We start from the raw sequence: 25,158 nt of genomic DNA, 5'->3' as shown, positions 1-25,158 counted from the left end.
ACAACTAAACGCTGTTTGCTGCTGCTGTGTTGCAGCGAGGAAGCGAACTATACCCACTCCACCTCTCACCGTCAACACCTACACTCACAAAAACTTTAGGAAATTGAATAACACACTGATTTTTAAAAAATTTAAATTAAGAAAATTCTCGGCAGGCAGCTAAAGCTTGATCCAAACGATCTACGTTCACCAAAGTCATACCCTCAATACTTTGTTTTGGTCGGTTGGCGGTTGGAATAATCGCCCGAGTAAAGCCAAGCTTTGCTGCTTCGCGTAGCCGTTCTTGGCCACGCGCCACCGGTCTTACCTCACCGCCAAGCCCTACCTCACCAAAGACCACCATTTTTTCTGGTAAAGCTTTATCTCGCAGTGAAGACACAATGGCGAGCAACACAGCTAAATCGGAAGCAGGTTCACTGATTCGCACACCGCCGACAGCATTGATAAAAACGTCGCGGTCAAAACAAGCAACACCACCATGACGATGTAACACCGCCAATAACATTGCTAACCGATTTTGTTCTAGCCCTACCGTTAATCGCCGTGGTTGTGGTGCATGTGCTTCATCCACTAAGGCTTGAATTTCAACTAATAGTGGACGAGTTCCTTCTTGAGTGACCAACACACACGAGCCGGGTACATCATCTCGATGACTTGATAGGAACATGGCCGAAGGATTCGACACCCCTCGTAAACCCCGTTCAGTCATGGCAAATACCCCGAGCTCGTTCACCGCACCAAAGCGATTTTTCACTGCACGAATCATGCGGAAATTAGAGTGAGTATCCCCTTCAAAATAGAGGACTGAATCAACAATATGTTCTAACACCCGAGGCCCTGCCAACGCACCTTCTTTTGTTACATGGCCCACCAAAATCATGGTGCAGCCGGTACTTTTGGCGTAACGGGTCAGTTGTGCCGCACATTCTCGGACTTGAGAAACTGAGCCAGGGGCAGAGGAAAGAGTTTCAGTGTAAACCGTTTGAATCGAATCGATGACGACAACTTGTGGCTGCTCTTGTTGTAAGCAAGCCAAAATCTGTTCAGTTCGAATTTCTGCCAATAAGCGCACACTATCAGCCGACACTGCCAATCGTTGTGCACGCAAGGCAATTTGCTGTGGTGATTCTTCGCCAGTGACATACAACACTGAGCGTTGACTGCCGATTGCAGCAAGGGTTTGCAGCAACAAGGTGGACTTACCAATGCCGGGATCGCCGCCGATCAACACCACGGCACCACGCACCAAACCACCACCCAAAGCACGATCAAATTCATCAATCGAGGTTGAGAAACGGGGCGCCTCTTCCGCGCTGACTTCTGACAGTGTTTGTACTTTGCCGTGCGTAACAGCCAAAGCGGCAAAACGCGCCGGTGTTTGTACTGCGGGGGCAATGGTTTGCTCGGATAAGCGGTTCCAAGCTTGGCAGTGTGGGCACTGCCCTTGCCATTTACTGACTTGCCCACCGCATTCTTCACAGACGAAAACGGTTTTTGCTGCTTTTGCCATTAGCTGTTGATACCGGGGATTGGGTTCGTTGGTGGTGGGCTCGCATCGTTGATGATGTCCATGACCTTATGTAGGTCTTTTTCGACCGCATTATCGGCAACATCACGGGCATCACTATGCTTATCGCCTAAAGAACGCAATACCGCTTCTACTTCAGGGTCGGGCTTTCCATCTGGCCCTAAACTAGCGGCTTTTTTCTTGGCTTCTTCCTCTTCTTTGCGCTTCTTCTCTAATTCTTCAGGAGAGGGCAAATCAGGCGGTGGTGTTAGCGTATCAAGCTTATTTTTTGTCATGTACTCGTTCATTTCTTTCCAACCAGCGAAGACCTGTGCACGATCGGCCTGTGGATTACGTTGGAAACACTCTTCTAATGAACGACCTGTTTGCCGACATGAGGCGCCAATTGCCTTATGAGCTTCACTATTGAGGCCAGACACATTCATGACCCAATCACAACCTGTTAGCGGGGTAATCAGTACCGTCGCTAACAACATAGAGGATAGATGACGCATGTGGGCGGTCTCCGCGTTATAAAATCAAGGATTGAGTTCGATCACTTCACCGCTGCGGCCACGACTTGCTGGCCCCAACCAGAATAAGAAAGCCGGTACTAAGCTTTCTAAAGTTGGCAGGTGTGTTTTTGTTTCACCGGGATGCGTGCGCGTGCGCTGCGGTGAGGCAACAGGCCCCGGCACCAAGACATTGATCCGCACTTGAGGGAAGGCGTCCCATTCTTGTGTTGCAACTTGAGCTAAGTGTGACAACGCACATTTCGACGCGCCAAACCCACCCCAGAATGGCCCCGGGTGTACCGCATGGGTCTCACTCACTAAGATCACTGAAGCATCTTCAGCACGGAACAATAACGGCGCACAAGCACGAGTGAGCGCGAAGGGGGCAACGGTGTTAATTCGGTATTGGTTGACCCATTCTTCCACCGTTTGATTGATCAAGGGTGAAGAAGCATAAAAGTGTGCAGCGCAATGGACGATGCCATCCAGACGACCTAACACCTTGTGAATTTGCAGGGCAAGGTCGTTGAATTGGGCTTCTTCTGCCGTTAATAAGTCCATTGGGATTGCAACCGGCTCTGGGCCACCTTGGGCCACAATTTCATCATAAACTTTCTCAAGTTTACGGACACTGCGTGCCAACAACACGACGGTGGCACCATGTTGTGCCGCTGCCAATGCCACAGTACGGCCTAAACCCTGACTGGCACCCGTTACTAAAATGACACGCCCACGCAAACTTTCGGCATCAGGGAGGGAAAAACTCATTTTCATCACTTTTATTGATATTGATTAAGCAATTGGGTTGCAGCCAGTTTGCCTGAACGCACGGCACTTTCCAAGGTTGCAGGATAATCGGCGATTAAATAATCGCCGGCCAAGTAAATTTGAGGCCACGGTCTAGATTGTGGTTGCTCACGACCCGCCACACAGGCAAAAGTCGCGCGCTTTTCTATCACAACCCGCGCCCACAGCGGTTGTGGTGCCGCAAAACAGGCTGAGATTTCTGTCGTGACTCGATCTATTAGCTCGGCATGAGACCAAGTTAGATGCTCACCCGGGCCACTGATGACCACCGCTATCATGCCATTTTCGCCATACAGCGACTGTCGATCAAACACCCATTGCCCCAAACCGCCGGCAATACCTACCATCGGATATGGCAATTTAACCTGTTGGGCATAACGACAGTAAACCGTTGCGATGGGATGATAGTCCCACTGTGGCCAATCTGGCAGCGGTTGTGTAAATAAGGCTGCCGTATGTTGCGGCGCAGTCGCTACAATCACTGCATGATAGAAAACGCCATCAACTAAAACACCTTTTTCGACAGGCTCCACCTGTTTTACTCGCCGTTGTAGACAACAGCTTACACCGTTTTGTTGCAAAAATGATAATGCTGGCAAAGCTAACAATGCTGCCAAGGGTTGGATAGGCAACAACAAATCACTCGCGCCAGCACCACTTAACACGCTATCACGTAATACTTGTGCAAACACCGACATGGAAGCCGTGGTTAACGGCGTATTTAAAGCCGCTAGCACTAACGGCTCCCACAACTTACGAATCAGGCTATCACTTTGCTTGGTCTGTCCCAACCATTGCGCTACCGTCGTCTGTGGCAAGATAGGTTGTGTCAACAAAGCTGCCATTGCGCGCACCAACGCCCAACGTTCGCGTAACGATACCCCCTGAACACGCAGTCCTGCTGATAACAAACGCCACCAATGGGGCCCTGATGCGGCCAATTGATAGTTGAGAACGGTGTGTTGACCCTGCACGACCTGCAAGCAAAAAGGCTGACGGCGCACAACATCATGCTCCACCACGCCAAGCTGTCGCCAGAGCTGCAAAGTGTCTTGATAAGCTCCCATCAATATGTGTTGGCCATTATCCAGCACATATTGATCCAGCTGCACACTGCGTGCACGTCCCCCTAACTGCTTACCCGCTTCAAACAGGGTGATATGCAAGGGACGAGAAGCGTGTTGCAAGAGGGTAGCCGCTGCGCTGATACCTGCCCATCCCCCACCGATTACGGCAATACGGACGTTTTCCATGCCAACCAGAGTTTTCGAATCGGGGTTAAACTCAAGCGCTGATTGAGCACTTTTTCTGGTCCATCACGGCGGATTTCTTCCAAAGTCGCCCGATAGATTGCCGCCATCATCAAGCCGGGGCGCTGTGTTTTTCGATCAACCTTAGGTAACAAGTCGAGCGCTTGTTGATAGTATTGTTCTGCACGTTCAATTTGAAACAACATCAGCTCACGAAAGGCTGGGGTTTCTCGATAATTGAGCACATCACTTGCTGGCACTTGAAAGCGTTGCAAATCTTCCACAGGAAGATAAATCCGCCCACGGCGCGCATCTTCCCCAACATCACGAATAATATTGGTCAGTTGGAAGGCCAAGCCTAGGGTGTGTGCATATTTCAAAGTGCGGTGGTCTTGATAGCCAAAAATTTGGGCGGCCAACTGGCCAACAACACCAGCCACCCGATGGCAATAGAGTTGTAGATCTTTGAAGCTGTTATAGCGTGCCTGCTGTAAATCCATTTCCATGCCATCAATGATTTCATGCAATAGACCCTGCGGCAGATCATAGGTACTGACATGCGGCAATAACGCTCTACCTACCGGATGCTCAGGACACGAGGCATAGATTTTATCGACCTCGGAACGCCACCAAGCCAATTTGGTATGCGCCACATTTTCATCCATGCACTCATCCACGACATCATCGACTTCACGGCAAAAAGCATATAGCGCAGTAATCGCCCGCCGACGTTGTTCTGGTAGAAAACGAAAACTGTAATAAAAGCTCGAACCGCTTTTTGCAGCACGGTCTTGGCAATATTCGTCAGGCGTCACTCGACTATCCTTATTTCAAACATCAATTAGCACGTAGCGCACGGTAGAACATATATAACCAATCGCGTTTTTCTAGGCGAATACGCTGGCTAAACACATCTCCTCCGGCACGGTGGATCTTACGGAGAATGGTTTCTCCACCCATCACAATCAAACGCAACTCAAAGCCAAAACGACCGGGTAATTGCTTTGCCAAAGGCGCCCCTGCACCCAACATATCACGAGCACGTTTAACCTGAGCCCGCATCATCATTTCCCACAAACCACTACAATCTTGGTTAGCAATTTGTGTTTCTGTCACGCGATAGCGTCGCAGTTCTTCTTGCGGCAAATACACCCGCCCTTTCTGCCAATCAACCGCAACGTCTTGCAAAAAGTTAGCAAGCTGTAATGCCGTACAAATCCCATCGCTCATGGCCAGTGCGCGCCGATCGTGCTCACCGAACAAATGCAGCATTAAACGTCCAACCGGATTGGCAGACTTGCGGCAATACGCCACAACATCAGCAAATGTTTCGTAACGCGAAACGGTGACATCCTGTTCAAACGCATCGAGCAAGTCGTAAAAATGGGAAAACGGTAAACCATGTTGTTGTATCGCCGCTGCCAACGGCCCAAAAATCGCATCATGCAGAAAAGGATCGCCGGCTTCGATGGCACAGAGTTTGTTGCGACAATCTTGCAACCCATCAAGCCGAGTTTGAACATCAAACTCCCCCTCGTCAGCAATGTCGTCTGCGTATCGGGCAAAGTGGTAGATTGCATGAACCGCAGGGCGGATGCGTCGGGGCAACAGCAATGAACCTACAGGAAAGTTTTCGTAATGCGACGGAGCAGCCATCAGGCAATCTTTGCAGTGATTGGTTATGGAAAAAGCCTGTCAGTATACCCCAGCCAAGTAAAAGATTTATGCTTTAACAAAAAAGCCCTTTACAAAGGCCAAAACATACTCTATAGTTCGCCCCACTTCGCGTAGCCCAGCAGTTACGCGAAAGGCCAAATTGGGGCTATAGCTCAGCTGGGAGAGCGCTTGCATGGCATGCAAGAGGTCAGCGGTTCGATCCCGCTTAGCTCCACCAAAGACTTACTGTCAAAAGTACGTCCCCATCGTCTAGAGGCCTAGGACACCGCCCTTTCACGGCGATAACCGGGGTTCGAATCCCCGTGGGGACGCCACTTAGAAAGTCAAATTCAGTGGGGGTATAGCTCAGCTGGGAGAGCGCTTGCATGGCATGCAAGAGGTCAGCGGTTCGATCCCGCTTACCTCCACCAAATGAATATAAAGACCAGCCAGCACTTATGCTGGCTTTTTTGCGTCCTATTCCTCACATCAAAACACACGATACCCACCACCACGCATTCAGCGAAACATAAAAAAACGCCCCGCAATCATGCGGGGCGTGGTCACTGTTATTGTTATTGCAACAATATCAATCCAAGCGATAGTTTGGTGCTTCTTTTGTGATTTGCACATCGTGCACATGCGATTCACGCATACCTGCTGACGTAATCTCAACAAACTCTGCCTTAGTCCGCATATCATCAATAGAGGCGCAACCACAATACCCCATCGACGAACGCAAGCCACCCATCAACTGATGAATCACCGCAATCACCGAACCTTTGTACGGTACACGGCCTTCAATCCCCTCCGGCACCAACTTATCGACATTACCTTCATTATCTTGGAAGTAACGATCACTGGAACCTTGCTGCATTGCACCGAGCGAACCCATGCCGCGATAGCTCTTGAACGAACGACCTTGGTATAACTCAATCTCACCGGGGGCTTCTTCAGTCCCAGCCAACAAACCACCCAACATCACACAATTTGCCCCAGCAGCAATCGCCTTGGCAATATCACCAGAGAAACGAATGCCACCATCGGCAATCAACGGGACGCCGGTTTCTGCCAACGCAGTCGCGACATTCGAAACCGCCGTCAACTGCGGCACACCAACACCGGCAACAATACGCGTGGTACAAATCGAGCCTGGGCCAATACCGACTTTTACACCGTCAGCGCCGGCTTCCACCAAGGCTAACGCAGCGGCGGCGGTGGCAATATTGCCGCCAATCACATCAACGTGTGGGAAGTTTTGTTTCACCCAACGCACGCGATCTAACACCCCTTGGCTATGACCGTGGGCAGTATCCACCACAATCACATCGACACCGGCTTCGACCAACAAGCGAACACGCTCATCTGTCCCTTCGCCCACACCGACCGCAGCACCCACACGCAATTGGCCGTGGCTGTCTTTGCAAGCCAACGGTTTTTCGCTGGTTTTGATGATGTCTTTCACCGTAATGAGGCCTTTTAACTCAAAAGCTTCATTCACGACCAACACGCGCTCAAGGCGGTTAGCGTGCATCAATTCGCGCGCTTCATCTAACGAAGCGCCTTCTTTCACGGTAACCAGTTTATCTTGTGGCGTCATGATCGAACGCACTGGCATGTCATAGCGAGATTCGAAACGTAAATCGCGATTGGTCACAATCCCAACCACTTTGCCATTTTCAATCACTGGCAAACCCGAGATCCGGTGCTCACGCGCCAAGGCGATCACATCGCGCACCAACATATCCGGCTTAATAGTAATCGGATCTTTCACCACACCTGATTCGTGGCGTTTAACTTTCGAGACTTCCAGCGCCTGACGAGCAGCAGGCATGTTTTTGTGCAAAATACCAATCCCGCCTTCTTGTGCCAGAGCAATGGCCAAACGGGCTTCAGTCACCGTGTCCATCGCAGCAGCGACAACAGGCAGATTCAGGCGGATACGGCGGGTTAGCTGGGTAGATAAGCTCACATCGCGAGGCAAAACGTTGGAGTGAGCGGGAACAAGCAGGAGGTCGTCGAAGGTGTAAGCTTTCTGAACGATACGCATGGCGTTTCCTTTGGCGGCAAAGCCGCATTATACCGATGTCGGCGATAAGAGGGAAATTGATATTGCTCAATATCAAATCCCCAGTACAATTTTGCCTTTGATGGCTGCTTGGTTTCTTTTATGTTCGACGCAAAACCTATTCTCGCCAATCTTCCCACGTTGCCCGGTGTGTATCGTATGCTCGATAGCAACGGAGATGTGTTGTATGTCGGCAAGGCCATCGATCTTAAACGGCGGGTCAGTCAATATTTCCAAAAAAGTGATTTATCGCCTCGCATTGCTTTGATGGTGAAACAAATCGCCGCCATCGAAACCACGGTTGTACGCAATGAAGTCGAAGCTTTGGTACTTGAAAACAATCTCATCAAGTCCTTGGCGCCCAAGTACAACATTTTATTCCGCGACGACAAATCCTATCCTTACTTGCAATTTTCTCCCCACGCCTACCCACAACTTAGTTTGTATCGTGGCGCATTACAGCAAGGGCGATATTTCGGCCCCTACCCAAACGGCCAAGCAGTACGCGAGGCGATTCATATTTTGCAACGCGTGTTTCGCTTGCGGACGTGCGAAGACACTGTGTTTCATCATCGCTCACGGCCTTGTTTACTGTATCAAATCAAGCGGTGTTCTGGCCCATGTGTCGATGCCATCAGCCAAGCGCAATATCAACAAGATGTGCAACGCGCTGTCGCTTTTTTACAAGGCCGCACTCACGATGTGCTGTCCAGTTTAGAAAAAGACATGCAAGCCGCCAGTGCCGCGTGGGAATTTGAACAAGCCGCCGCATTGCGCGACCAAATCCAAGCCTTAGCCAGACTGCAAGATACACAGTATGTCAGCAGCACCGCCAACACAACCGATGCAGATGTAATCACCATCGCCCAAAGCCATGATCTAGTTTGTGTCAATTTAGTGATGATTCGTGGAGGAAGGCATGTCGGTGATCGCAGCTTATTCCCAGAAAATAGCCAGCAATGGGAACCTGAAGCCATTTTAGAAGCCTTTGTTTTGCAGCATTACAGTGGACAGCCTGTACCGCCCTTGTTGATCTGTGAATATTCGATCAACGTCAGTGTGGTCAGTTTATTAGCGCAGCAAACCGACAAAGCGGTACGGGTGGTGCAACCACAGCAGGGCGAAATGCAGCGATGGCTGGAAATGTCACAGAAAAATGCCACACTCGCTCTTAGCCAACGCCGTCTCTTGGCACAACAACAAGGGTTGCGTTTGGCCGCATTGAGTGAAGTCAGTGGGATTGAGCCGCTGCAACGTCTCGAGTGTTTCGACATTTCTCATACGCAGGGTGAGGCCACAGTGGCATCGTGTGTGGTGTATGACCACGGTGCCATGCAGCCCAGCCAATACCGGCGCTATCATATTGAAGGAATTGTCGGTGGGGATGACTACGCGGCGATGCGGCAGGTGTTATTTCGCCGTTACGAAAAAACCGTAGCGGGCGAAGCTGCCACACCTGATATTGTGCTGATTGATGGTGGACAAGGCCAAGTGAATGTGGCAAAGCAGGTATTAGAAGAGCTAGGACTGAGCCATATTCCGATCATCGGTGTGGCAAAAGGGGAAGAACGCCGGCCCGGTTGTGAAACGCTGATATTAGAATATGCCGCGAAATCGGTACAATTGGGCAACAATCACGCTGCGCTGCATTTGATTCAAACCATTCGCGACGAAGCTCACCGCTTTGCCATCACCGGCCACCGCCAACGCCGCAATAAGGCGCGGGTTCAATCCAAGCTCGAAGATATTGAGGGGATTGGCAGCCGGCGGCGGCAACGGCTGTTGGCGCACTTTGGTGGATTGCGTGGGGTGATGGCAGCGAGTATTGAGGATATCGCCAAAGTTGAAGGGATGAGCCGTAAATTGGCCGAGCGCGTTTACGCTGCACTACACCCCGATGCACAACCCTCTTTTTCTTCTCAACCCTAAATTAAAAATTGTGAATTTTCATGCCGTTTAATGTCCCGATCTTTTTAACTTGGCTGCGCGTTGCACTGATCCCCGTTTTTGTGGCGCTGTTTTATTGGCCTGAACCGATATTGGCAGGGGAAATGCGTAACACCCTCGCTGCGCTGATTTTTGCCCTTGCGGCAATAACAGATTGGTTAGACGGTTTTCTGGCTCGGCGGTGGGGACAAACCTCGGCCTTCGGTGCTTTTTTAGATCCTGTTGCCGACAAATTGATTGTGGCAGCGGCATTGATCTTGTTGGTTGAGCTGGGCCGAACGTCGGGATGGTTGGCGATGATTATTATTGGCCGTGAGATCACGATTTCGGCCTTACGCGAATGGATGGCACAGTTAGGTGCACATCGCAGCGTGGCTGTGGCATATATTGGTAAGTTGAAAACCACGGCTCAGATGGTGGCTATTTTGTTATTACTGTATGCACAACCGCTGATTCCGGGCCTTGATCCCTTTTTATTTGGGAATGGTTTGATGGTTGTAGCGGCAATTTTGACTTTATGGTCAATGGTTTACTACCTAAAAATGGCGGCGGAGCAGTTTCGGCGTTAAAAAAGTTGCAACAGAGTGCTTGACAGCAGATAGAGAGTGTTTATAATGCGCGTCTCTCGCACAAACGAATGTGCAAACAGCAAAGCGGGAATAGCTCAGTTGGTAGAGCGCAACCTTGCCAAGGTTGAGGTCGCGAGTTCGAGACTCGTTTCCCGCTCCAACGCTTGCTCATATATTTGTCGGGATAATCACTATCTAGCGCGGGAATAGCTCAGTTGGTAGAGCGCAACCTTGCCAAGGTTGAGGTCGCGAGTTCGAGACTCGTTTCCCGCTCCAGCCAGATAGCGAATAGTGCCAGTTAGGTCCAAGCGGGAATAGCTCAGTTGGTAGAGCGCAACCTTGCCAAGGTTGAGGTCGCGAGTTCGAGACTCGTTTCCCGCTCCAGCTAAAATGAACTGTTTCACTGGCGGGGTAGCAAAGTGGTTATGCAGCGGATTGCAAATCCGTAGACGCCGGTTCGATTCCGACCCCCGCCTCCAAATTGCATCAGATCGATTTCATTGTGTCGCCCGGGTGGTGAAATAGGTAGACACAACGGACTTAAAATCCGTCGGCTTGAAAAGGCTGTACCGGTTCGATTCCGGTCCCGGGCACCATTTCAGAATTCCAAGAGTTTTTAGAAGCTCCAGTGAACCTCGTAAACCAAACGGTTACGGGGTTTTTTGTTTTTTGCCGTTCGATTCCTTAATATCCCCTCACAATCAGTCTTTTCTACTATCTCCACCATACAAACTGTGCCTGCTGTCCATTTCATCTCTACTCATCATTACACAAACGCACCACAAAATTGGTTTGACATCATAAATTTCGGCAGATAGGTTATGCCGTATGAAATAGATTTTGTAACACAGCCATTCAAGTCATTGAAAGTACTGATGTGGCTATCTATGTAGTATTTAAACGAAATTAGAGCAATAACCATGCTTTGAATTTTGTTATGCCATTTTTTACATGTCTTACACTAGTTTCAATCACTAAGGAAAATAAAATGAGTACCACTCTAGACGAAACCTTACCGAGTTTACAGGCTTTAAATGACTTAGCGCGCTTGGAACAGCAGCACAACCATTTCATTCGCACACTTTCAGGAGCACCCAATTCTAAAATTGGTACCATGAATTTTACTAATACGTCTATTACCTGTAATTGTCTCCATCACTCGATCACAATTAAGCACCGTCCTGTTGCAATTAGCAAACGTATTTGTGCCATGGAGTATGATTTCTCTCTTGTTTGGAAGGAAAAAGAATTGTCAATCTTTCATCTTTACCTACAACGAAATGGGTACCTAAGTAAAGATGTTAATGGAAAGGATCCATTTTCTGATTGCATGGCAATCACACAGGAAAAGATCTTAACTACCGTTTGCTTATCACTTCTTGATTCACCAGTTTTCAGCCCACTGAACTAAACGTCGTGCAGCCCCGTAGGTGGTATTAGGTTGACGAAATTGATCCAATGCCACCATATCGCATAATTTGAAATACGAGGCGCAGAAATGACTTTACAAAAACTGCTTGGCATAGAGCGTCCAATCATCCAAGCTCCAATGGCAGGAGTGCAGGGTAGTGCGCTCACAGTGGCTGTCTCCAACGCAGGCGGACTTGGCTCACTCCCCTGTGCCATGCTCGACCTCAACACCATGCGTCAAGAATTGGCAACCATCAAAGCGCAGACAACAAAGCCGTACAACGTCAATTTCTTCTGCCATACACCACCCGAAATTGATACCAAGCGCGAAGCAATTTGGCGGCAAACGCTGATGCCGTATTTCCTTGAATATGGCATCGACCCAAACATAATTCCTACAGGGCAAGGTCGTGTGCCATTCAATGCAGCAGCTGCAGAGGTCCTAGAAGAATTTAAACCTGCTGTTGTGAGTTTCCATTTTGGCCTGCCTACACCCGAATTGCTGAAACGAGTGAAAAAATGGGGTGCGAGAGTGCTATCTTCTGCCACAACGGTCGAAGAAGCACGCTGGTTAGAAGCGCATGGAGTCGATGCGATTATTGCGCAAGGACTTGAAGCAGGTGGGCATCGAGGTATGTTCTTATCGGAAGATTTGAACACGCAAATGGGCACATTTGCATTGGTACAACAGATTGCACAATCTGTAAAAGTACCGATCATCGCCGCTGGTGGCATCGCAGATGCTAAAGGGGTTGCAGCAGCAATAGCACTCGGCGCAGCAGGGGTGCAAGTGGGAACAGCCTATATGCTATGTCCCGAAGCAAACACCAGTGCAATACATCGTGCAGCACTAAAAAGCGACATATCCCGCATCACGGCTCTGACTAATATATTCTCAGGGCGGCCAGCACGTGGCATTGTAAATCGCATCATGCGTGAAATCGGGCCTATCAGCCCCACCGCGCCCATGTTTCCTTTAGCAACAGCAGCTATCGCGCCCTTGAGAGCGAAAGCAGAAAGCCAAGGCAGCAGTGATTTTTCGCCGTTATGGGCAGGACAAAATACGAGCGGATGTAAAGAAATATCAGCCTCGGAACTAACTTGTGCATTAACGCCGTAAGTTTGAGTTGATGAAATCAACCTAACATATTACAACTCCAGATGCCATACCAAAAATTTACGAAGGAAAGTACCTTTGCTCACCCTCTACATCGCAAACAAAAATTACTCATCATGGTCTCTGCGACCTTGGATTCTACTCAAACAACTACAGATCCCATTTGATGAACGACTTGTTCCATTCGGATCGATGACCACGCCAGAGGGTTTCAAAACTTTCTCACCATCTGGACAAGTACCATGTCTGGTACACGATGAGTTAGTCGTCTGGGATTCCTTTGCAATCGTTGAATACATCGCAGAGCTCAACCCTCTAGCTTGGCCACAAACAACACATGCTAGGGCGTGGGCACGGTCAGCCGCAGCAGAAATGCATTCAGGTTTCTCGAACATACGAAATATCTGCCCTATGAACTGCGGATTACGGGTTCAACTCAATGAAATCACCCCCGCGCTTGAACGCGAGTGGTTGAGAGTTGATGAAATCTGGAGACAAGGTCTACTGAAGTTCGGAGGCCATTTCCTAGCTGGCACACACTTCACCGCAGTAGATGCTTTCTTTGCACCGCTAGCCTTCAGGGCTCAATCTTACTCGCCACGCCTTTCAGTAGAATCACGTGCATACGTTGATCGAATACTATCGCTCCCTCATATGGTTGACTGGTACAACGCTGCATTAGATGAAGTCTGGCGTGATGAAGCACATGAACGGGAAGCGCAGGCTGCTGGTGAATGGATCGTCGATCTTCGTACCAAGCAACCTAATCCCGTCTAATTAGCACTAGTAAATTTTTTCAACCCAACACCATTTACGAAGCAACCAGATTTAAAATGGTAAGCGCAAAAATGGTGTTCATCTTACTGGCAGACGCACTGCAAACAACCACCACACCAGCAACTTGAAAAAGCAGGATTTGCGCGAGGCAATAAAAAAACTGCACAACACTGCAAATGCAATTTTCAACCACACGCCACCGGCCCAAGATGGCTAAACACCGCCGTCAACGGCTTTTAGCGGAAAATTGAGAATAACAGCTCAACTCACAACGTACTTAACAAACGTAAAAAAACCGCAAATGTTGGTTGATTCGAGTAAGGTGGGCACCGTTTTTATGACCCCCCTATCACTCCCCAACGACAACAAAAAAATCCCCCACTGCATCACACAGTGGGGGATTTTTCATGCTTAGGATTAGCGGGGAAGGATGCTGTCACCCATCAAGAACGCATCTACTTCACGCGCTGCTTGACGACCTTCGCGGATCGCCCACACTACCAAAGACTGACCACGACGCACATCACCAGCAGCAAACACACCGCTGATGTTCGTGTGATAACAACCCTCGCCATCCGTTGTTGCCTTGGCATTGTTCCGCGCATCGCGTTCTACACCAAAAGCATCCAACAAACTGCCCACCGGATTGGTAAAGCCCATTGCCAAGAAAGCCGCATCACAAGGAATCTCGAACTCGCTACCCGCGACTTCAATCATCTTGCCGTCTTTCCACTCAACACGCACAGCGCGCAACGCTTTCACATTACCTTCGCCATCATCAATGAACTCTTTGGTCGCAACCGCAAATTCACGTTTGGTCTCACCTTCTTTATGCGAAGACGAGGTGCGCATTTTCAGTGGCCAGTAAGGCCATACCAATGGCTTATCTTCCTGTTCGGGAGGCGCAGGCATCAATTCAAACTGCGTCACCGACGCCGCACCTTGACGATAGCTGGTGCCAACACAGTCAGAACCGGTATCACCACCACCAATCACCACCACATGCTTACCTTCCACATTGATTGGATTGGTGAGGCCTTGTTGCACTTCTTTATTTTGCGGAATCAAAAACTCCAACGCCGCATAAATGCCCTTCAACTGACGACCCGGAACAGGTAAATCGCGAGGCACTTCCGAACCCGCCGCCAAAATCACCGCATCAAAATCTTTCTTCAGCTGCTCAGCAGGAATCACCGTCGTCGCGTCGTTATTGATACCAGCAGGGACATGCTTATCACCAATGATGACCTTGGTACGGAAGTTCACTCCCTCGGCCTGCATCTGTGACACACGGCGATCAATCACGGTTTTGTTTAATTTGAAGTCGGGAATCCCAAACCCCAACAAACCACCAAGACGGCTCGATTTCTCGAACACGGTTACGTCATGGCCGACACGCGCCAGTTGTTGCGCTGCGGCTAAACCAGCAGGGCCAGAACCAACAATCGCCACTTTTTTACCGGTTTTTACCGAAGCAGGCTGCGGCACCACCCAGCCCATGTCCCAACCCTTGTCGATAATCGCGTGCTCGATGGATTTAATTCCAACCGGCGCAGCGTTAATGCCAAGGGTACAGGCGGCTTCACATGGCGCAGGACAAATGCGGCCAGTAAAGTCAGGGAAGTTATTGGTGGAATGCAGCACATCCAACGCCTGTTTCCAGTTGCCTTTGTAAACCAAATCGTTCCAGTCTGGAATGATGTTGTTCACAGGGCAGCCGTTGTTACAGAACGGAATGCCACAGTCCATACAACGTGCGCCTTGGGTTTTGGCTTCGTCGTCAGACAGGGTAATGACAAATTCTTTGTAATGTTTCAAACGCGCTTCAACCGGCTCGTAGGCCTCTTCGACGCGTTCAAACTCCATGAAACCAGTCGGCTTGCCCATTTATGCGGCCTCCTTCTGTGCAGCAGCGGCCAACTCGGTGAGGGCGCGCTTGTATTCATGTGGATAAACTTTGACGAATTTTTCGCGATACAGCTCCCAATCCGCCAGAATGCGTTTGGCAACAGCACTGCCGGTGTGTTCAACGTGACGAGTGATTAACTCTTTCAACAACACCTCATCGGCTTGGCCGCGATGTAAGGGCTCGTTCGGCGCATGGCGGCTGGCTGGCAAGACTTTTTCCAACGCCACTTGTGCCATATTGCAACGGTGTTTGAATGTACCTTCTTCATCCAACACATACGCAATACCGCCCGACATCCCCGCCGCAAAGTTACGACCAGTCATCCCCAACACCACCACGGTACCGCCGGTCATGTATTCACAACCATGATCGCCCACGCCTTCGACAATCGCGGTAGCGCCAGAGTTACGGACACAGAAACGTTCGCCACCCACGCCCGACAAGAAAGCTTCGCCCTCAGTCGCGCCATACATCACTGTGTTACCGACAATAATGTTCTGTTGAGTATCACCACGGAAATCGGGGTGTGGTTTGATCACGATGCGACCACCGGACAACCCTTTACCAACGTAATCGTTACCCTCGCCGGTCAGTTCCAAGGTCACGCCTTTGGCCAAGAAAGCCCCAAACGCTTGCCCTGCTGTACCAGTCAATTTGACGTGGATGGTGTCATCTGGCAGACCTGCATGGCCATAACGACGTGCCACCTCGCCCGACAACATCGTGCCGCAGGTGCGGTTGACGTTGGTAATAGCGGTTTCGATTTGAACTTTTTGGCCTTTTTCCAGCGCAGGTTTCGCTTGTTCAATCAGCTTGTGATCCAACGCTTTGTCCAAACCGTGGTCTTGCACTTCGGTATGACGGCGCGACACATCGGCAGGCACCGCAGGCTGATGGAAGATTTTCGAGAAATCTAAGCCTTTGGCTTTCCAATGTTCAATACCAGCACGGGTTTCCAGCAGATCGACACGGCCCACCAGATCATCAAACTTACGAATCCCCAGTTGTGCCATCAATTCGCGCACTTCTTCAGCTACAAAGAAGAAGTAGTTGACCACATGCTCAGGCTGACCGGTAAAACGCTTACGCAATTCAGGGTCTTGTGTCGCAACGCCGACTGGGCAGGTGTTGAGGTGACATTTACGCATCATGATGCAGCCTTCGACCACCAACGGCGCAGTGGCAAAGCCAAACTCATCCGCCCCTAACAATGCACCAATTACCACATCGCGGCCGGTTTTCATTTGGCCATCAACTTGCACACGGATCCGCGAACGCAGACGGTTAAGCACCAAGGTCTGTTGCGTTTCAGCCAAACCCAGTTCCCACGGTGTCCCAGCATGTTTGATCGACGACACTGGCGAAGCGCCCGTCCCCCCGTCAAAACCAGCAATCACTACATGGTCAGCTTTCGCTTTTGCTACACCGGCAGCCACCGTACCGACACCGACTTCAGACACCAGTTTGACCGAGATAGAAGCGCGGTCGTTGGCGTTTTTCAAATCGTGAATCAGCTGTGCCAAGTCTTCGATGGAATAGATATCGTGGTGTGGAGGTGGCGAAATCAAACCGACGCCCGGCACCGAGTGACGCAAGAAGCCGATGTATTCCGAGACTTTATGCCCCGGCAATTGACCGCCTTCGCCCGGTTTTGCCCCTTGCGCCATCTTGATCTGAATTTGGTCAGCATTGACCAGATATTCCGTGGTCACACCAAAGCGACCCGATGCCACTTGTTTAATCGCCGAACGCAGGGAATCGCCCTCTTTGAACACATAATCGCGCTCAATACGGGACACCCCGACCACTTCCGACAATTTTTGACCGGCTTTTAATGGCAAGAAGCGTTTTGCATCTTCGCCACCCTCGCCGGTGTTGGACTTACCACCAATGCGGTTCATCGCAATCGCCAAGGTGGTATGGGCTTCGGTCGAGATCGAACCTAAGGACATCGCCCCCGTCGCAAAGCGTTTTACGATCTCTTTTGCGGGTTCGACTTCCTCTAATGGAATCGACTCAGCAGCAAATTTGAAATCGAACAAGCCGCGCAAGGTCAAATGACGCTTGGTCTGGTCGTTAATCAGCTTGGCGTATTCTTTGTAAGTTTCGTACTTACCAGAACGGGTGGAGTGCTGCAGCTTGGCAATGGAATCGGGCGTCCACATATGTTCTTCGCCGCGAATACGGAAGGCGTATTCACCACCAGCATCCAACATATTGGCTAACACAGGATCGGGCGAGAAAGCGTCGCTGTGCAGACGAATCGCTTCTTCTGCCACTTCAAACACACCAATCCCCTCGATGTTCGAGGGCGTGCCGGTGAAGTATTTTTCAACGAAGTCTTTTTGCAGACCAATCGCTTCAAAAATTTGCGCGCCGGTGTAGGACATATAAGTCGAGATGCCCATTTTGGACATCACTTTACACAGCCCTTTACCCACGGCTTTGATGAAGTTTTTCGTGAATTTCTCGGCTTTTTCTGCATCGCCCTTGGCCAAGCTCTCGATGGTTTCTAACGCCAAGAACGGATGCACCGCTTCTGCACCATAGCCACCCAACAAGGCAAAGTGATGCACTTCACGCGCCGAACCAGTTTCCACCACTAAGCCAGCAGAGGTACGCAGGCCTTTTTTCACCAAGTGTTGATGAATCGCTGAGGTGGCTAACAATGCTGGAATCGCCACATTGTCTGCATCCACCTTGCGGTCGGAGACGATCAGGATGTTGGCACCAGAACGCACCGCATCTTCGGCGTCCGCTGCCAGCGAAGCCAAACGTGCCTCAATCCCTTCTTTGCCCCATGCCACCGGATAGCAGATGTCGAGTTCGAAAGAACGGAATTTGCCCGAGGTGTACTGCTCGATATTACGCAGTTTTTCCATATCGCCGAACGACAACACCGGTTGTGCCACTTCTAAGCGGATCGGTGGGTTGATATCAGCGGTATTGAGCAAGTTGGGTTTCGGGCCAATAAACGACACCAACGACATCACTAATTCTTCACGAATTGGGTCGATAGGTGGGTTGGTCACTTGGGCAAACAGTTGCTTGAAGTAGGTATAGAGGGTTTTGTTTTTCTTCGACAACACCGGCAGCGCCGAGTCGGTACCCATCGAACCAGTGGCTTCTTCACCGTTTTGCAGCATTGGCTCCAAGATCACTTTGATGTCTTCTTGGGTGTAGCCAAAAGCTTGCTGACGGTCGAGCAACGAGGCTTGAGGTGTCGGGGCTTTTTCTGCTGGCGCCGGCACTTCATCGAGTTTGATGCGGATTTTTTCGATCCACTCACGATAAGGCTTGGAATTCGCCAGCGAATCTTTCAGCTCTTTATCATCAATAATGCGGCCTTGTTCCATGTCGATCAGGAACATTTTGCCGGGCTGCAAACGCCATTTTTTGACGATTTTCTTCTCGGGAATCGGCAACACACCGGATTCCGACGCCATCACCACCAAATCATCATCGGTGACCAAATAACGGGCTGGACGCAAGCCATTGCGGTCGAGGGTAGCACCGATTTGACGACCATCGGTAAAGGCCACCGCCGCAGGGCCATCCCACGGTTCCATCATCGCAGCGTGATATTCATAGAAAGCACGGCGATTTTCGTCCATCAGCGCGTGTTTTTCCCACGCTTCTGGAATCATCAACATCACCGCATGGGCTAATGAATAGCCGCCGCCCATCACCAACAATTCCAGTGCGTTATCAAACGAAGCGGAATCGGATTGACCGGGGTAGTGTAATGGCCAAATTTTCTTCAGATCTTCGCCGAGAATCGGTGAAGAAATGGCTTGTTCACGCGCCTTAAACCAGTTGACGTTGCCGCGTACGGTGTTGATTTCACCATTGTGGGCAATGTAACGGAAGGGGTGCGCCAAATCCCAAGTCGGGAACGTATTGGTCGAGAAGCGTTGATGCACCAAGGCCAAAGCCGAGACAGTGCGCTTGTCTTGCAGGTCGAGGTAGTACACACCGACCTGATCGGCCAATAACAAGCCTTTGTAGTTCACGGTACGAGCCGAGAACGAAGGCACATAAAACTCTTGGCCGTGTTTTAAGTTGAGCGTTTTAATCGCATTCGCGGCACGGCGACGGATGATATACAGCTTGCGTTCTAGGGCATCGGTCACAAAGACATCTGGACCACGTCCGACAAACACCTGTTTAATCACTGGCTCTTTAGCGCGCACCGTGGGCGACATCGGCATATCACGATTGACCGGCACATCGCGCCAGCCCAACAACCGTTGACCTTCGGCAGCGATAGAACGCTCAATCTCTTCCATACAGGCGTGGCGAGAAGCGGCTTCTTGGGGCAAGAACACCATCCCCACGCCATATTCGCCAACTGGAGGCAACTCCACACCTTGTTTCGCCATGTCCTCGCGATAGAACTGATCCGGAATTTGGATCAGGATACCGGCACCGTCACCTTGCAGTGGATCGGCACCCACGGCGCCACGGTGATCGAGGTTTTTCAGGATTAACAAACCCTGTTCGACGATATTATGGGACTTTTGACCCTTGACATGGGCCACAAAGCCCACGCCGCAAGCGTCGTGCTCGTTGGCGGGGTCGTACAACCCCTGCCGTTCTGGTACTGCCGGTTCCATCACACGCATTCCTTCAAAATTGCCTGGCCTGTGTTTCACGACCAGTGACGAAAAAAGCCGAGTGTCGTTCTCGACGCTTCGGCCTGTACGAAAAGAAAATTTAAGAGGCAACCATCGAATATAACGGGAAGCCCATGCCAATTCAAGATGCTGCAATGCACCAATTTAGAGCATAAATTTACCCCGTTGGCAGGGCCGGAGATGCCGCTTGTCATTTGACTACCCGTAACGGCATTTTGTCATTATGACAGGATATGATCGAAAATGGCCTATTTACTGCATATAAAACGGTTTCATGCCGTTTTATTAGGGTAAATGAATGCTTCTTCCACCATCGACCGCAATAATCTGCCCCGTAATATACGGCGCATCAAACAGCAAAAACGCCACCGTTTTTGCTAAATCCTCTGGCGTTCCCACTCGTTGTAGAGGAATGCTGTCTTCGATTCGTTGCCGCACAGGGTCAGAAAATACCGACTCTCCCTCAGGCCACACATTGGCACCGGGGGCCACACCATTGACTCGTACCTGTGGCGCCAGCTCAATCGCAAGGGTACGAATTAACTGTGCATGCCCTGCTTTGGCCAAGTTATACACCACATGCCCCGGCATCGGGCGTTCTGCGTGAATATCAATCAGGCCAACAATTGCCCCACCTGCTGCCCGTAAATAGGGCGCAGCGGCTTGTGATAAAAACAGCGGTGCTTTGAGGTTGCTACCAATCAAATCATGCCAATCGGCCTCGGTAATATTGCCCAGTGCGGTTGGGAAAAAGCTGGAAGCGTTGTTCACCAAACCATCTAAACGCCCAAAACAATTGAGGGTGTGATGGATCATCTCGGGCAAGCGCGCAGTCTCTAATAAATCGGCCTGCACACAGGCTGCCGAGTGTGGACGCTGTTGATTCAGTTCAGCCGCTAGGGCTTCTGCTGCGGTTGCTGAAGCGCGATAGTGCAACATCACCCGCGCACCGACTTGATGCAGTTGACGCGCAATCGCCGCGCCCACCCGTTTTGCTCCACCTGTGATGAGAACAACAGGGGCTGTTTCCTGTGGCATCACTGTCATCTGAAATCCCTATCACCATGAAAAAATTGTCGGCAGATTGTGCCTGCGAAAAGGCGCGAAAAACAATGTAATAATGCACCCTTTGCCCAATTGCTAACAGAAAGATTGCTGTGAGTGCTTTACCTATTCCTGACCACGACGCGCTGTTAAGTTCCCAACGTTTGATGCAGCAGATACAACAACAGATTGCTGATAGGGGGGGGTGGATCTCGTTTGCCGACTATATGCAGGCGGCGCTTTATACCCCACACCTCGGTTATTACAGTGGCCACAGCTATAAATTTGGCAGCAGCGGTGATTTTGTGACCGCACCAGAAATCACCCCCCTGTTTGCCGCCACCCTCGCCGCCGACATTGCCCCGCTGTTACCGTTGAGCGGAAATACGGTGATCGAATTTGGTGCAGGCAGTGGCCGTTTGGCAGCAGATTTATTGAAAGCACTGGCACAACAACAGGCACTGCCAACGCATTACTATATTGTTGAAATATCAGCCGATCTTGCCGCCCGACAGCGCGATTATTTAATGCAAGAATGCCCAGCGTTATTGTCACGGGTAGTTTGGCTCAGTGCATTACCAGACCAGATTGAAGCGGTGGTGATCGGGAATGAAGTACTTGATGCCATCCCATGTGAATTGGTGTATTGGGACCCCACCCAACAGCCTTGGCAGCGAGGGGTGGCATGGTCAGAGGATGGTTTTGTCTGGGCTGATCGACCGATTCAAGACCCACGCTTGCAAGCTGCTGTTGCCTTGTTGGAACCCGGGCCGGATTATCTGAGCGAAGTTCAACTGGCTGCGGCGGGTTTTATGCACACCTTAGCCGAGCGTTTGCAGCGTGGCGCGATTTTGTTGTTTGACTATGGTTTTCCTCGTGATGAGTATTACCACCCACAACGGCGGCAAGGCACATTGATGTGTCACTATCGCCATCATGCTCATGCCGATCCTTTTTTATGGCCGGGGCTGCAGGACATCACCACGCATATTGACTTTACCACGGTGGCAGAGATTGGTTTGCAACATGGGCTGGATTTGCAAGGCTATACCACACAAGCACAGTATTTGATCAACGCGGGCATTCTCGACCAGCTGGCACAGTTCAATCCTGAAGACATCACCCATTATTTGCCACACGCTAATGCAGTGCAAAAACTGCTGTCAACGGCGGAAATGGGTGAGTTATTTAAGGTAATTGGCTTCTCTCGCGGCCTGCCTTTGGAATGGCAGGGGTTTTTACGCGGCGATCGTTGTCGTTATCTCTAAATAGAACTAGTGTAGGTTGGGTTGATATTGTCAACCCAACCCTATCAACCATTACACTTCAAACAATCAACGCGCCCGTTTTCGTGCAGCGCTGGCGGTGAGGGGTTTGGAACCGGGGCGTTTAATTTGCACCTTATTCGCTGGCCGAGGCGGCAGGCCGTTGGCGCGAGGTGAGCGGGGGCGTTGACCGGCTTGGTTATCCGCCGGCGGAATCAAACACTCCGGCCCATAGCCAATTAACTCACTACGCCCCATTTTCTCAATCGCCTCGCGCAACAATGGCCAATTTTTCGGGTCGTGATAACGCAAAAACGCCTTATGCAACTTCCGACGATAACCATCACGCACCACATCCACCTTTTCCGAACTCCGCGCCAGCTTTTTCAACGGATTACGTCCGGTATGCCACATCGTCGTTGCCAGCGCCATCGGCGTGGGAGTGAAGGTTTGCACCTGATCGGGCTGGAAGTCATTTGCTTTGAGCCACAACGCTAAATTCAACATATCCTCATCACTGGTACCTGGGTGGGCAGCGATAAAGTAAGGGATTAAATACTGTTTTTTCCCTGCTTGACGCGAGAAACGCTCAAATAATTTCTTGAAACGCTCATAACTGCCAATCCCCGGCTTCATCATCTTCGACAAAGGCCCAGCTTCGGTATGTTCCGGCGCAATTTTTAAATAACCACCGACATGGTGCGTCACCAGTTCCTTAATATATTCCGGCGATTCCACCGCCAAGTCATAACGCAGGCCAGAGCTGATGGTGATTTTTTTAATACCGGGTAGGGCGCGTGCTTTGCGATACAGGCGAATTAACGGATCGTGGTCGGTGTTCAGATTTTCACAAATCCCGGGATAGACGCAAGACAAGCGACGACAGGAAGATTCAATTTTTGGATCTTTACAGGTCAAACGGTACATATTTGCCGTTGGCCCACCTAAATCGGAAATTTGGCCGGTAAAGCCGGGGGTTTTGTCACGAATTTCTTCAATCTCGCGCAGAATCGAGCCTTCCGAGCGGCTTTGAATAATCCGTCCTTCGTGTTCGGTGATAGAACAGAACGTACAGCCGCCAAAACAACCGCGCATAATGTTGACCGAAAAACGAATCATCTCCCACGCCGGAAAACGCGCAGAACCATAGCTAGGGTGTGGATGGCGGGCGTATGACAAACCATACACATGGTCCATCTCCTCGGTTTTTAACGGCAAAGGCGGTGGGTTGAGCCACACATCGCGTTCGCCATGTAATTGCACCAAGGCGCGGGCATTACCCGGATTGGACTCAAGATGCAGGGTGCGGCTGGCATGGGCATATAAAACAGGATCGTAAGCCACCGCCTCAAAAGCTGGAATCCGCACCACCGTTTTGTGACGTTGCGCCCGCCGTGCCGCGACACGCTCGGCCAATGACATAAAACGAACTGGCTGAACGGTTTGCTCGCCGTTGTCAGTCTTGGTATCGCTTGCGGTTGGCGTGGGTTCCATCGCATAGGGATCGGGATGTGGCTCCACACGTCCAGGGGCATCGACGGTAGTGGAATCGACCTCAATCCAATCACCATCTGGCAAATAACCCTGTGGCGCAATAAAAGCGGTGCCGCGCACATCGCGAATTTCGGATAATTTCTCGCCGGCAGCGACCCGATGGGCAATTTCAATCAGGGCGCGCTCAGCATTACCATAAAGTAAAATATCGGCTTTTGAATGAATCAACACCGATTGCCGGACTTTTTCGCTCCAATAATCATAATGAGCAATCCGACGCAAACTGGCTTCGATACTGCCAATCATCACTCCAATGCCGGGAAACGCCTCACGACAACGCTGTGCATAGACCACCACGGCACGGTCGGGACGTTTATCTGGCAAACCATCGGGCGTGTAAGCATCATCAGAACGAGGGCGACGATCCGCGGTATAACGGTTAATCATCGAATCCATATTGCCTGCCGTCACACCAAAAAACAGATTGGGCCGGCCTAAGGCACGAAAAGCGTCGGCACTGTGCCAATCGGGTTGGCTGATAATCCCAACGCGAAAGCCTTGTGCCTCTAACAAACGACCAATCAACGCCATCCCAAAGCTAGGATGATCGATATAACCGTCACCAGTCACTAAAATAATGTCGCAGCTGTCCCACCCTAATTCGGCCATTTCTTGCTGTGACATGGGCAAAAATGGCGCTGGCCGTGATAGGCGACGATAAGGACGATAGCTGTGGATTGGCTTGGGAGATAGAGCAACAGGATTCATGCGAGAAAAAACCGAAACAGAATGAAGGCCGCTATTGTGCCTGAGTTGAGCTGGGCTTGTCCGTTACCCAATGCGCGGAAAGCCTCGGGGTTCAGCCCAAGGTCAAGAGCGCGGACGCTGAAAGCGGCCTAGCGGGATGATTTGTTAATCTCTGAATATCAATCAGCTCATCACAACAGCTTGCTATAATTCTGTCATGGAAACCGTCAAAACCCTGAAACTCCGCATCAAAGACAAGCACGCGAAAGCGTTGCTGGCGATGGCGCGGGATGTGAATACGGTTTGGAATTTTTGCAACGAAACGCAGTATCGAAGCTTACGACGTTATACGAACAAACCGCAGCGTTGGTTATCGGGGTTTGATCTGCAAAAACTCACCAACGGTTTCAGCAAATGCGATGGTGTTTATATTGGCTCA

At 50.5% G+C, this 25,158-nt stretch carries 18 protein-coding genes and 8 tRNA genes; 15 read left to right on the top strand and 11 right to left on the bottom strand.

The features are described 5' to 3' along the window. Window positions 1-136 precede the first annotated feature (136 nt). Genes radA through hpnC form a run of 6 tightly spaced genes read right to left on the bottom strand, consistent with a single transcriptional unit; the run spans window position 137 to window position 5,735 of the window. Window positions 137-1,510 (bottom strand): DNA repair protein RadA, encoded by a 1,374-nt coding sequence (gene radA / locus ACTBZS_RS07855; protein WP_463043771.1) that lies wholly within the window; start codon window positions 1,508-1,510, stop codon window positions 137-139. Then, window positions 1,510-2,022, bottom strand: a complete 513-nt coding sequence (locus ACTBZS_RS07850) for a hypothetical protein (RefSeq protein ID WP_460430572.1) — start codon at window positions 2,020-2,022, stop codon at window positions 1,510-1,512. Before ACTBZS_RS07850 ends, radA begins: the two co-directional genes overlap by 1 nt. A 24-nt stretch (window positions 2,023-2,046) precedes the next feature. Then, window positions 2,047-2,790 (bottom strand): SDR family oxidoreductase, encoded by a 744-nt coding sequence (locus ACTBZS_RS07845; RefSeq protein WP_463043770.1) that lies wholly within the window; start codon window positions 2,788-2,790, stop codon window positions 2,047-2,049. An 11-nt stretch (window positions 2,791-2,801) separates the two neighbouring features. Then, complete coding sequence (gene hpnE / locus ACTBZS_RS07840) at window positions 2,802-4,082, bottom strand: hydroxysqualene dehydroxylase HpnE (RefSeq protein ID WP_463043769.1); 1,281 nt, start codon at window positions 4,080-4,082, stop codon at window positions 2,802-2,804. Next, window positions 4,058-4,894 carry a presqualene diphosphate synthase HpnD gene (gene hpnD, locus ACTBZS_RS07835; RefSeq protein ID WP_460430569.1) on the bottom strand — a complete coding sequence of 279 codons (837 nt, stop codon included), beginning with the start codon at window positions 4,892-4,894 and terminating at the stop codon, window positions 4,058-4,060. Before hpnD ends, hpnE begins: the two co-directional genes overlap by 25 nt. 22 nt (window positions 4,895-4,916) lie before the next feature. After that, on the bottom strand, window positions 4,917-5,735 hold the full coding sequence (gene hpnC, locus ACTBZS_RS07830) for a squalene synthase HpnC (protein ID WP_460430568.1): 819 nt from the start codon (window positions 5,733-5,735) through the stop codon (window positions 4,917-4,919). Window positions 5,736-5,897: 162 nt separating this feature from the next. On the opposite strand from hpnC, the gene ACTBZS_RS07825 reads away from it, so the two are divergent. The 3 genes from ACTBZS_RS07825 (at window position 5,898) to ACTBZS_RS07815 (ending at window position 6,166) form a co-directional block, all read left to right on the top strand. Beyond that, window positions 5,898-5,973: transfer RNA gene (locus ACTBZS_RS07825), tRNA-Ala, on the top strand. Between the two features lie 21 nt (window positions 5,974-5,994). Next, window positions 5,995-6,070, top strand: a tRNA-Glu gene (locus ACTBZS_RS07820). A 20-nt stretch (window positions 6,071-6,090) separates the two neighbouring features. After that, a tRNA-Ala gene (locus tag ACTBZS_RS07815) sits at window positions 6,091-6,166 on the top strand. 158 nt (window positions 6,167-6,324) lie between these two features. On the opposite strand, the gene guaB is transcribed toward ACTBZS_RS07815, so the two are convergent. Continuing rightward, window positions 6,325-7,785 (bottom strand): IMP dehydrogenase, encoded by a 1,461-nt coding sequence (guaB, locus tag ACTBZS_RS07810; RefSeq protein WP_460430567.1) that lies wholly within the window; start codon window positions 7,783-7,785, stop codon window positions 6,325-6,327. A gap of 120 nt (window positions 7,786-7,905) precedes the next feature. On the opposite strand from guaB, the gene uvrC reads away from it, so the two are divergent. The 10 genes from uvrC to ACTBZS_RS07760 all read left to right on the top strand — a co-directional run bounded on the left by uvrC (window position 7,906) and on the right by ACTBZS_RS07760 (window position 13,623). Then, window positions 7,906-9,732: an excinuclease ABC subunit UvrC gene (gene uvrC / locus ACTBZS_RS07805; RefSeq protein WP_463043768.1), complete on the top strand. Its 1,827-nt coding sequence runs from the start codon at window positions 7,906-7,908 to the stop codon at window positions 9,730-9,732. A gap of 20 nt (window positions 9,733-9,752) precedes the next feature. Further along, window positions 9,753-10,319 carry a CDP-diacylglycerol--glycerol-3-phosphate 3-phosphatidyltransferase gene (pgsA, locus tag ACTBZS_RS07800; RefSeq protein ID WP_460430565.1) on the top strand — a complete coding sequence of 189 codons (567 nt, stop codon included), beginning with the start codon at window positions 9,753-9,755 and terminating at the stop codon, window positions 10,317-10,319. Window positions 10,320-10,403: 84 nt separating this feature from the next. Then, window positions 10,404-10,479, top strand: a tRNA-Gly gene (locus ACTBZS_RS07795). A 40-nt stretch (window positions 10,480-10,519) separates the two neighbouring features. Next, window positions 10,520-10,595: transfer RNA gene (locus ACTBZS_RS07790), tRNA-Gly, on the top strand. Window positions 10,596-10,627: 32 nt separating this feature from the next. Further along, a tRNA-Gly gene (locus ACTBZS_RS07785) sits at window positions 10,628-10,703 on the top strand. A 21-nt stretch (window positions 10,704-10,724) separates the two neighbouring features. Beyond that, a tRNA-Cys gene (locus tag ACTBZS_RS07780) sits at window positions 10,725-10,798 on the top strand. A 28-nt stretch (window positions 10,799-10,826) separates the two neighbouring features. Next, window positions 10,827-10,915: transfer RNA gene (locus ACTBZS_RS07775), tRNA-Leu, on the top strand. 392 nt (window positions 10,916-11,307) lie between these two features. Further along, window positions 11,308-11,730, top strand: coding sequence for a hypothetical protein (locus ACTBZS_RS07770; RefSeq protein WP_463043767.1), 423 nt, complete (start codon window positions 11,308-11,310; stop codon window positions 11,728-11,730). Window positions 11,731-11,817: 87 nt separating this feature from the next. After that, window positions 11,818-12,849, top strand: a complete 1,032-nt coding sequence (locus ACTBZS_RS07765; protein WP_463043766.1) for an NAD(P)H-dependent flavin oxidoreductase — start codon at window positions 11,818-11,820, stop codon at window positions 12,847-12,849. A 75-nt stretch (window positions 12,850-12,924) separates the two neighbouring features. Then, a complete protein-coding gene (locus ACTBZS_RS07760) occupies window positions 12,925-13,623 on the top strand; it encodes a glutathione S-transferase family protein (protein WP_463043765.1) in 699 nt (232 codons plus the stop codon). 417 nt (window positions 13,624-14,040) lie between these two features. Here the strand turns inward: ACTBZS_RS07760 and ACTBZS_RS07755 are convergent, their stop codons facing one another. From ACTBZS_RS07755 to ACTBZS_RS07745, 3 genes are all read right to left on the bottom strand, one after another. Further along, window positions 14,041-15,510 carry a glutamate synthase subunit beta gene (locus tag ACTBZS_RS07755; protein WP_463043764.1) on the bottom strand — a complete coding sequence of 490 codons (1,470 nt, stop codon included), beginning with the start codon at window positions 15,508-15,510 and terminating at the stop codon, window positions 14,041-14,043. Then, window positions 15,511-20,148: a glutamate synthase-related protein gene (locus tag ACTBZS_RS07750; protein ID WP_463043763.1), complete on the bottom strand. Its 4,638-nt coding sequence runs from the start codon at window positions 20,146-20,148 to the stop codon at window positions 15,511-15,513. 306 nt (window positions 20,149-20,454) lie between these two features. Continuing rightward, the gene (locus ACTBZS_RS07745) at window positions 20,455-21,216 is read right to left on the bottom strand and encodes a pteridine reductase (RefSeq protein WP_463043762.1); all 762 of its coding nucleotides are present in this window, start codon (window positions 21,214-21,216) and stop codon (window positions 20,455-20,457) included. Between the two features lie 110 nt (window positions 21,217-21,326). On the opposite strand from ACTBZS_RS07745, the gene ACTBZS_RS07740 reads away from it, so the two are divergent. Then, the gene (locus ACTBZS_RS07740) at window positions 21,327-22,481 is read left to right on the top strand and encodes a class I SAM-dependent methyltransferase (protein WP_463043761.1); all 1,155 of its coding nucleotides are present in this window, start codon (window positions 21,327-21,329) and stop codon (window positions 22,479-22,481) included. Window positions 22,482-22,547: 66 nt separating this feature from the next. Here ACTBZS_RS07740 and ACTBZS_RS07735 read toward each other — a convergent pair whose 3' ends face one another. Next, window positions 22,548-24,740 (bottom strand): YgiQ family radical SAM protein, encoded by a 2,193-nt coding sequence (locus ACTBZS_RS07735; RefSeq protein ID WP_463043760.1) that lies wholly within the window; start codon window positions 24,738-24,740, stop codon window positions 22,548-22,550. 196 nt (window positions 24,741-24,936) lie between these two features. On the opposite strand from ACTBZS_RS07735, the gene ACTBZS_RS07730 reads away from it, so the two are divergent. Continuing rightward, window positions 24,937-25,158: hypothetical protein (locus ACTBZS_RS07730; RefSeq protein ID WP_463043101.1), on the top strand; the 222-nt coding region annotated here is incomplete at its 3' end.

It is taken from the genome of Aquaspirillum sp. (genome assembly GCF_055136605.1).
Note: the sequence above shows the minus strand (reverse complement) of the source record. Positions and strands in the feature narration are given on the sequence as shown.

Bases quoted from the DNA above. Each gene is read 5' to 3' on its own strand.
- radA (WP_463043771.1), bottom strand. From the start codon at position 1,510: ATGGCAAAAGCAGCAAAAACCGTTTTCGTCTGTGAAGAATGCGGTGGG.
- ACTBZS_RS07850 (WP_460430572.1), bottom strand. From the start codon at position 2,022: ATGCGTCATCTATCCTCTATGTTGTTAGCGACGGTACTGATTACCCCG.
- ACTBZS_RS07845 (WP_463043770.1), bottom strand. From the start codon at position 2,790: ATGAGTTTTTCCCTCCCTGATGCCGAAAGTTTGCGTGGGCGTGTCATT.
- hpnE (WP_463043769.1), bottom strand. From the start codon at position 4,082: ATGGAAAACGTCCGTATTGCCGTAATCGGTGGGGGATGGGCAGGTATC.
- hpnC (WP_460430568.1), bottom strand. From the start codon at position 5,735: ATGGCTGCTCCGTCGCATTACGAAAACTTTCCTGTAGGTTCATTGCTG.
- guaB (WP_460430567.1), bottom strand. From the start codon at position 7,785: ATGCGTATCGTTCAGAAAGCTTACACCTTCGACGACCTCCTGCTTGTT.
- uvrC (WP_463043768.1), top strand. From the start codon at position 7,906: ATGTTCGACGCAAAACCTATTCTCGCCAATCTTCCCACGTTGCCCGGT.
- pgsA (WP_460430565.1), top strand. From the start codon at position 9,753: ATGCCGTTTAATGTCCCGATCTTTTTAACTTGGCTGCGCGTTGCACTG.
- ACTBZS_RS07770 (WP_463043767.1), top strand. From the start codon at position 11,308: ATGAGTACCACTCTAGACGAAACCTTACCGAGTTTACAGGCTTTAAAT.
- ACTBZS_RS07765 (WP_463043766.1), top strand. From the start codon at position 11,818: ATGACTTTACAAAAACTGCTTGGCATAGAGCGTCCAATCATCCAAGCT.
- ACTBZS_RS07755 (WP_463043764.1), bottom strand. From the start codon at position 15,510: ATGGGCAAGCCGACTGGTTTCATGGAGTTTGAACGCGTCGAAGAGGCC.
- ACTBZS_RS07750 (WP_463043763.1), bottom strand. From the start codon at position 20,148: ATGGAACCGGCAGTACCAGAACGGCAGGGGTTGTACGACCCCGCCAAC.
- ACTBZS_RS07745 (WP_463043762.1), bottom strand. From the start codon at position 21,216: ATGACAGTGATGCCACAGGAAACAGCCCCTGTTGTTCTCATCACAGGT.
- ACTBZS_RS07735 (WP_463043760.1), bottom strand. From the start codon at position 24,740: ATGAATCCTGTTGCTCTATCTCCCAAGCCAATCCACAGCTATCGTCCT.